The 1,037-nt window shown below is 30.8% G+C and carries 1 protein-coding gene; it reads left to right on the forward strand.

Annotated elements, in window-relative coordinates; translation table 11 throughout:
• Positions 1–44: 44 nt before the first annotated feature.
• On the forward strand, positions 45–1,037 hold a 993-nt coding region (locus F3G70_RS11610), incomplete at its 3' end, for a DUF7507 domain-containing protein (RefSeq protein ID WP_223166092.1).

The following is a 1,037-nucleotide window of genomic DNA, read 5'->3' on the forward strand; positions in this document are numbered from 1 at the left end:
GGGAATATATTAAAATTTTAATATATGAAGATTTTACAACTAATTTGGGTGATAGCATTCACACTTTTGTTGAAGAAGATTTTAGAAAATCATCTAATCCAAATATTCAACATGTTGTAAGCTTGTATGATAGTGGATTCAGGGTACCTACTATTAATGCTACAAAAGTTTTGCCTGACGGTACTGTAAAAATATATAATTTTTATACAATTATTAATTCAAACTGTTATCAAAATTGTTTCTATTATAAAGTGATAACTATTGGTAAAACTAATATTATTCCGGATTTAACCGTTCGAAAAATCACTTTAAATAAAACAGTTCAAGTAGGTGAACAGACTAGTTTCACAATTGTCGTTAAAAATACGGGAAATGTTGATTTAAATCGAGTTACTGTTACCGAACAATCTTATGAGGGTTTAACTTTCAATTCAGCCAGCACCAATGGATTATGGACCCATAGTATTGTTAATGGAAAAAATGTTTGGACATTTAATCCTACTTTAAAACAAGGAATGACCGCAAGATTTAATGTAACATTTGATACTACTAAACCCGGTAACTTTACAAATGTTATCATTGCTAGATCTGATAAAACAAATAATAAAACCACTAATAATACTACTGAAGTCATTGATAATCCAAAATTAACGCCGGATATTGAAGTTTCTAAGATTACTTTGACTCCTGTTGTTCTTGTTGGCCAGCAGACTTCATTCGAAATTATCGTTAAAAATACTGGAGAAGTTGTTTTAACTAAAGTATTCCTTGAAGAAACTTCCTATGATGGTTTGGTATATGATTCATTTGTTGATAATGGTGCTTGGACTCATTCTGTCATTAACGGCAAGAATGTCTGGACTTTAAATAAGAATTTGGATTTAAATGAAACTGCCAGCTTGTTTGTTAACTTCAATACTACTGTTAGGGGTAATTTCACTAATGTCGTAGTGGCCGGATCCAATGAAACAGTTAATAAAACCACAAATAATACCACCGAAGTTCTAAGACCTGATTTAGAGGTTACAAAGATTTCT

Origin of the sequence: Methanobrevibacter millerae, assembly GCF_900103415.1 — an archaeon.
Lineage (GTDB): Archaea > Methanobacteriota > Methanobacteria > Methanobacteriales > Methanobacteriaceae > Methanocatella > Methanocatella millerae.